Raw genomic sequence first — 6,362 nt, 5'->3', positions numbered from 1 at the left:
ACTTGGCTTTGAGCTTGTCGAGCACGGCCCGCATCTTGGGTTCGCTGTTGGGCAGTGCTTTGTCGAAGACCTTCTTGCCGGCGGGGGTGAGTCCGTGGCCGTGGTGGGCGCTCTTGCCCACGTCTAGGCCGAGGAACACTCCGATGTGGTCGGTGTTGACCATGGTGGCCTTCCCAGGGGGTTGGGTGGTTGCTGGCCTGGGCGGGGTGCCGTGCTCGCGCATCCACGTTATGCAGGCCTTCCGTCCTTGGGGTGGCCGGGCGTTGCGCTCAGCCGGGCGGTGGCCAGACCTCTCATTAGCGGCTCTGACGGCACCTATCGGGCCCGGTGACATCACCCTTTAGGTCATGGGTTCGACGGGGACATCCAGTCATGCCGGGCCCGTAGGCCAGTGGCTCCATTGCGGGGCCACCAAAAACATAACGGGACGCGTGGTCGAGGTCCGAGCGGGAAAAACTCGGGCTCCGCCCGATAACTGCGTCGGCCTGGCGGCCGATGCCTACCCCTACGCCAGAGCGTTGACGCCTGGCGGTGTCGCGGCCGGTCACTCGCCCCTGCGAAAACCGAACCCCGAACCCCGAACAGCACGGCCTGGCGGCCGATGCCTGCCCCTGCGCCGGAGCGTTGACGGGTCGGGTGTCGCGGCCGGTCACTGTGGGCAGCGCGAAACACCGGGGCGGTCTCGAGTGGTACCGGTGTGTGGTGAACCCCCTAGTTGGAGTCAAAAACGAGGGTGACCGTGACTCCAGGAAGGGGGTTGGGCTGGCTCCGGGTCCCCGTCCGAGTCCTCCCCCTTGTTGCTGCGGTTGCGGTGGGAGGGGCGGCCCTGCCAGATGGAGGCCTCGGGGTTGGTCTCCCTCCGGTACTTGAGCCGGTTGTGGTCCGAGCAGAGTGGCTGAATGTTGTCCGCGCTGGTGGACCCTCCGGCCGAGAAGCTCTGCTTGTGGTCGGCCTCTGAGCCGCTGGCCGGGAAGTTGCACCCCTGGGGCCAAGCGCAGGTGGTGTGACCGAACATCCCCGCATCCCGCAGAGCACCCGTGGCATCGCGCTGGGTACGGCCCACGTCCAACACCCGGTCACCCTTGGGGGAGGTGACCATCCGACGCAGCACACTGTTGGGGGCCAGGGCACGGACCGCGGCCATGGAGACCACCTGCCCATCCTGCGTCACCGCCGGCCCCGCACCCTCGGTCTGGTTCTGGAGGCCGAGGAAGGTGGGCAGGGGCACCATGATGTTGATCATCGCCACCGCAGCACGCTTGCGACCCTGACCGCCCTTGCTGCCCTTGCCGTCTTCGGCCTGCCCCTCGGCACCCCCGGCGCTCTCGGTGAGGTGGGATGCGGACCGGACCAGGTTCATGAACGCGTCATACATCCGCTCCGAGGACGACACGTGCAGCCTCTCGGGGTCATACTCCGACTCGTGGGCCTTGAGCACACACCTAAGCTCCTCGGCGTGCTCACCCGGACCCCAGAGCTCGAACAGGTGAGTGCCATCAAAGGTGCGCACCACACGCGCACCACGGGCGTCGAAGGCGGCCTGGTACTGCTCCTCCACCACCGCCGGGTTGTACTGGGCCAGCAGCTCCCGGCCCAGCCGGTGAATGTCGGAGGTCGACATCGCCGGCTCCCTGGCCTTGGAAGCCAAAATCCCGGCCTCCACCATCCGCCGGAAGAGGCCAGCATCCGGGTAGCGGCCAGTGTTGCGCGCCCCCACCGCCTTATCAGCGGCCTTGCACACCGCCACCGCCTCCCCGATCGACAACAACCCGGAGTCCAGGCCCTGGCGGGTGGCGGGCAACTCCTGAGCAAAGAGCCTGCGGGCCAGCTCGGCGCGCCCGTTGGCCTCAACGGGGGCCATCCCCACCGAGTGGATCAGCCAGTTCTGCACCGACCGCTGCCCACCCGCCTCCAACAGGGTCCCGGCCGCCTCCAGCTGCGCCAGACGCAGCAGCATCGCAAGCTGGGCCTGGTCGAAGTCCTCGAACACCTGCGAGATCACATCCAGGACCTGGCCAGCTGCTCCGGTCGGGGGCACCTCCGCCATCTCCGAGGTGATCTTTCCCCGGGCGGTGCGCGTGGCGGCCACGGCGGGGGTGTTTCCCGCCGTGTTCCCGCACTGCCCGAAAGAAGAAGTCATACCACTAAGGATACCAAGAAAGGCACAGAAAGGACCTATCCCGGGGGTTACACAACACTTACCCAGCCACCCAAACCCGCCTTTTCCTTCCCCGGAAATAAGCCACCAGGAAAGGAGTCCTCAGCCCTCTTGTGCATTTTCAGGAAAAGCGGACAAATGTGTTCCAGCATGGAAATGATCTTGCTACCAGAAGTAATCTCGCCGCGAACATTGACCAGCCGCGACACCCGCAACCGGTCGACTCCGGCGGAGTGGATCACTGGCCGCAGGCCGCGCTGTTCGGGGTTCGCCACACACCTTGACCAGCCGCGACACCCGACCCGTCAACGCTCCGGCGCAGTGGCAGGAATCGGCCGCCAGGCCGAGGGGGTTCCGTTTTTCGGGCGGAGCCCGAAAGGGATCGGACCTCGACCACCCGTCCCCCTTTCCCGATAGCCGCCAACCCGCCGTCGTAGCGGAGCGGGTCAAGGTGGAGCGCCGTTGACGCGCGAAGCGCTCGATGGCGACGACCTTGAGGCGCGCAGCGGAGACGGCCACAATCACGCGGCGGGAAAGGAGGACACCGTCAACCGACAGAAAAACCCCAGACAACAGATAAATCATATCCACCGATAGCCCGTCGTTCAGCTGACCGGGAGGTGCGTTACGCCGGGCGTTCCGTCAGGCCGGGCGTTCCGTCAGGCCAGGCGTTCCGTCAGGCCAGGCGTTCCGTCAGGCCGGGAGGTGCGTCAGGCCGTGGCGCCGTGTTCCTTGCGGTACTGGCCGCAGAGCCGGTCCGCGTGCCTGATGGGTTCGGGGATCCGGTACTTGGGCGACATCCGCAGGATGAGGTCGGCGGCGCCCGCAAGGTCCACGCGGTGTCCCACGGACACGTAGACGGGTTTGGTCCGAGCACGGGTGCGCAGCGTACGGCCGATGACCTCGGCCCCTTCGGCGGCGAGGGTTGCGGTGTCCTCGACCAGCACGGGCTCAGCCGGGCCTGCGCCGGGTCCTCCGGTCTGGCAGGCGCCAACCCTCGGGGCAGCGTTCCACCAACCCCGCGGCGGCCAGCATCCCCAAGGCGCGGATCGTGCCCTCCAAGTCCCCGCCGCTGTGCAGGGCCGCGGTGGCGGTCCCCACCCCCTGGCGGCTGACGGCCGCGAGCACCCGCGCGGTCTCCGGTTCCAGGTCGGCCGGGACCGGAAGCGGACCCGACTCCTCGGGCTCGGCCTCACCCAGCGGGACGATCTGCTCCACCACGTCGTCCGCCCGGGTGACGCAGCTGGCCCGCCCCTCCATGAGCAGGCGGTGACAGCCGACGGAAAGCGCCGACGTCACCGGGCCGGGCACGGCCATCAGTGCCCGGTTCAGGTCGTTGGCGTGCGTGGCGGTGTTCAGTGCCCCGCTTCTCCGGGCGGCCTCCACCACGACCGTTCCCGGGGTGAGGGCGGCGATCAGCCGGTTGCGCACCAGGAAGTCGTGGGCCTGGGGGGTGCGTCCCAACGGCCGCTCACTGACCAGGGCACCGGTCATCGCCACGTCCGCGAACAGCCCCGCGTGCCCCCGCGGATAGTCCACGTCCAGGCCGCAGGCGAGCACCGCGACCGTGCGCCCCGCCGTGTGCGCCGCCCGGTGCGCAGCGCCGTCGATCCCGTAGGCACCACCGGAGACCACCGTGAAGGACCGCCCGGCCAGGTCGTAGGAGAGCTCCGACGCCACGTGGTTCCCGTAGGAGCTGGGTGACCGCGATCCCACCACCGCGACCGAGCGCAGGCACAGGTTGCGCAGGTCGCCCCAGCCCTTGACCCAGAGCCCGTAACAGAGCCGTCGGCCCGGCAGTTCGTCGAGCCGTCCCGGCCACTCGGGATCGCCGGGGGCGACGAACCGCACACCGGCCTCCGCTGACGCCGACAGCAGCCCGTCCGCGTCCACTTCCCGGGCCTGGCCCGACCAGCTCCGCCACCTTCGAAGGACGCGCCGGTCCGCTTGCGCGGCTGGGCCGTCCCCGGCCTCCGGCGGCGGCTCCCCGGATCGCAGCGCCTCCCACACCCGGGCCGCGCCGTGCTCGGCCAGCACCGATCCAAGCCAAGGGTCGCTCGGCGGGGCTACCGCCGTCAGACAGGCCCGCGCCCGTACCTCCGCCTCGTCCCCGGTCACACCGTCCCCTTCCCACAACCGCTCCCGCTTCTTCCGCCACTCCCACGGGCGCTTGCCGCTCCTTCCACCCCCACAGCCGTTCCGCAACACAGCTGTTCCGCAACCGGTGGGGCACCGGCGGCACACACCGGTGCTGCCGTCCAGCGCTCACCACGCCTTGCCCGACCACAGGGCATGGGCGTAGGCGGTCTCCTCCTCACCCGGGCGGTCCCGGCCAGCCAGGTCGGCGAGGGTCCAGGCCACCCGGAGCGCGCGGTCGACACCCCTCGCGCTGATCTGCCCCCGGTCCATCGCCCTGCCGAGCACTCGCAGGGCGGCCGGCTCCACCGGGAAGTCCCGACGCAGGCGCGCACCGGGGATGGCCGCGTTGGTACTCCACGGCGTGTCCCCCAAGCGTTCCCGGGCGCGGTCGCGAGCCCGGAACACGCGGGCCGCCACGGTCTCAGAGGACTCGGCGAAGGCGCGGTCGGCGAGCAGTTCGGCCCGGGCCACCGGTTGCAGTTCGACCTTGAGGTCGATCCGGTCCAGGAGCGGCCCGGACAGCCGGGAGAAGTAGCGGCGCCGCTCACCCGACGGGCAGGTGCAGAGGTTGCCCGGTTTGGCGCAGGGGCAGGGGTTGGCGGCCAGTACCAGTTGGAAACGGGCTGGGAAGGCCACCGTGGAGGAGGCGCGGGCGATCACCACCTCCCCGCGCTCCAGTGGCTCGCGGAGCGAGTCCAGCACCCCGCGGCCGAACTGCGGGGCCTCGTCCACGAACAGGATGCCGTGGTGGGCCTTGGAGACCCAGCCCGGTTGCGGGTTGCCGTGGCCGCCGCCGATGATCGAGGCGCGGCTGGAGGTGTGGTGGGGTGCGGCGAAGGGCGGAACGGTGACCAGCGGGGATCCCGCTGGGAGCAGCCCCGCCACGGAGTGGATGGCGGTGGCCTCCAGTGCCGCGGACGGGTGCAGCTTCGGCAGCACTGTGGGTAGGCGTTCGGCCAGGAGGCTCTTGCCGGTACCTGGCGGGCCCAGCATCAGCAGGTTGTGGCCCCCGGCCGCCGCTATCTCGACGGCCCGCCGGGCCACCGGCTGCCCCAGCACATCGGCCAGGTCGGGGCCGGGGTGGACGGGTTCGGCCGCCGGGGGCCAGTCGTCCGGCGGCTGCTCGGGTTCACTGTCCCCGCGCAGCCAGCCGCACAGTTCAGCGAGGTCGGCCACGGCGGTCACCTCGATGTCGGGGACCAGGCGTGCCTCGGCCGCGTTGCCGGTGGCCACCACGAACCGCTTGAACCCCTGCTCCGCGGCGGAGACCACCGCGGGCAGCAGCCCGCGCACCGGACGGGTCCGGCCGTCCAGGCCGAGTTCGGCGATGAGTACGGTGTCGGCCAGGCGGTCTGCCGGAACCTCGCCGGCAGCCGCCAGGATCGCTCCGGCGATGGCCAGGTCGAAGAGGCTTCCGGACTTGGGCAGGCTGGCCGGGGACAGGCTCACGGTGATCTGTCCGCTGGGCCAGCTCTCCGAGCTGTTGGCCACGGCCGCACGGATCCGGTCCCGGGCCTCGCGCAGGGCGGTGTCGGGCAGTCCCACCACGGTGGTGCCGGGGTCACCGCCGCCGAGGTGCACCTCCACCTCGACGATGTGCCCCTGCACGCCCAGCAGGGTGACGCAGTGGGTTCGGGAGAGCGACATCAGGCCATCCCCCGTTCGTGGGAGACGAACACCCGGCCGCCCGTGATCAGCACACAGACCCCGTCGACCCGCAGGGGGCGCGGTGGGTGGCGGTGCTGCGCGGCCCAGCTCCGGGCCAGACCGCGCAGCCGGTGCCGCTTGCGCGCGGTGATGGCCTCCACCGGGTGGCCGTGCCGCAGAGTACTGCGGGTCTTGACCTCGGCGACGACCAGGACCGGCCCGTCCCTGGCCACGATGTCGATCTCCCCGGAACCGCCCGGGGCCCGCCAGTTGCGGGCCACCACCCGCATTCCGGCGCGTTCGAGGTAGACCACGGCGAGCTCCTCGCCGCGGCGTCCCAGTTTCCGTCGGTATTCGGCCCACCGCTCCACCGGCGACCACCTCCCGTAACCACGGTCGGTGATCAGTGCCCGGCGCA

General features: G+C 70.5%; 6 protein-coding genes and 1 pseudogene. All 7 read right to left on the bottom strand.

Features of this window, described 5'->3' with window-relative positions:
• Nucleotides 1-163 (bottom strand): IS110 family transposase (locus ACYVD1_RS30205; RefSeq protein ID WP_460777911.1); only part of this gene is annotated, 163 nt, incomplete at its 3' end.
• A gap of 558 nt (nt 164-721) precedes the next feature.
• On the bottom strand, nt 722-2,140 hold the full coding sequence (locus ACYVD1_RS30200) for an HNH endonuclease signature motif containing protein (protein ID WP_460777909.1): 1,419 nt from the start codon (nt 2,138-2,140) through the stop codon (nt 722-724).
• A 47-nt stretch (nt 2,141-2,187) separates the two neighbouring features.
• The gene (locus ACYVD1_RS30195; RefSeq protein ID WP_460777908.1) at nt 2,188-2,433 is read right to left on the bottom strand and encodes a hypothetical protein; all 246 of its coding nucleotides are present in this window, start codon (nt 2,431-2,433) and stop codon (nt 2,188-2,190) included.
• A 435-nt stretch (nt 2,434-2,868) separates the two neighbouring features.
• Nucleotides 2,869-3,102, bottom strand: a pseudogene (locus ACYVD1_RS30190) (endonuclease V); the annotation flags it as partial.
• A gap of 7 nt (nt 3,103-3,109) precedes the next feature.
• On the bottom strand, nt 3,110-4,276 hold the full coding sequence (dprA, locus tag ACYVD1_RS30185) for a DNA-processing protein DprA (protein ID WP_460777907.1): 1,167 nt from the start codon (nt 4,274-4,276) through the stop codon (nt 3,110-3,112).
• A gap of 147 nt (nt 4,277-4,423) precedes the next feature.
• Complete coding sequence (locus tag ACYVD1_RS30180; protein WP_460777906.1) at nt 4,424-5,944, bottom strand: YifB family Mg chelatase-like AAA ATPase; 1,521 nt, start codon at nt 5,942-5,944, stop codon at nt 4,424-4,426.
• Nucleotides 5,944-6,315 (bottom strand): YraN family protein, encoded by a 372-nt coding sequence (locus tag ACYVD1_RS30175; RefSeq protein WP_460777910.1) that lies wholly within the window; start codon nt 6,313-6,315, stop codon nt 5,944-5,946. The genes ACYVD1_RS30180 and ACYVD1_RS30175 overlap by 1 nt, the downstream gene beginning before the upstream one ends.
• Between the last annotated feature and the right edge of the window lie 47 nt (nt 6,316-6,362).

The sequence above is a fragment of the Nocardiopsis nanhaiensis genome, from assembly GCF_054778635.1.
The sequence above is the reverse complement of the archived record's forward strand: the minus strand, read 5'-3'. Positions and strand labels throughout refer to the sequence as shown.

Excerpts from the sequence above, each read along its gene's own strand:
- ACYVD1_RS30180 (WP_460777906.1), bottom strand. The coding sequence starts at position 5,944 with ATGTCGCTCTCCCGAACCCACTGCGTCACCCTGCTGGGCGTGCAGGGG.
- ACYVD1_RS30200 (WP_460777909.1), bottom strand. The coding sequence starts at position 2,140 with ATGACTTCTTCTTTCGGGCAGTGCGGGAACACGGCGGGAAACACCCCC.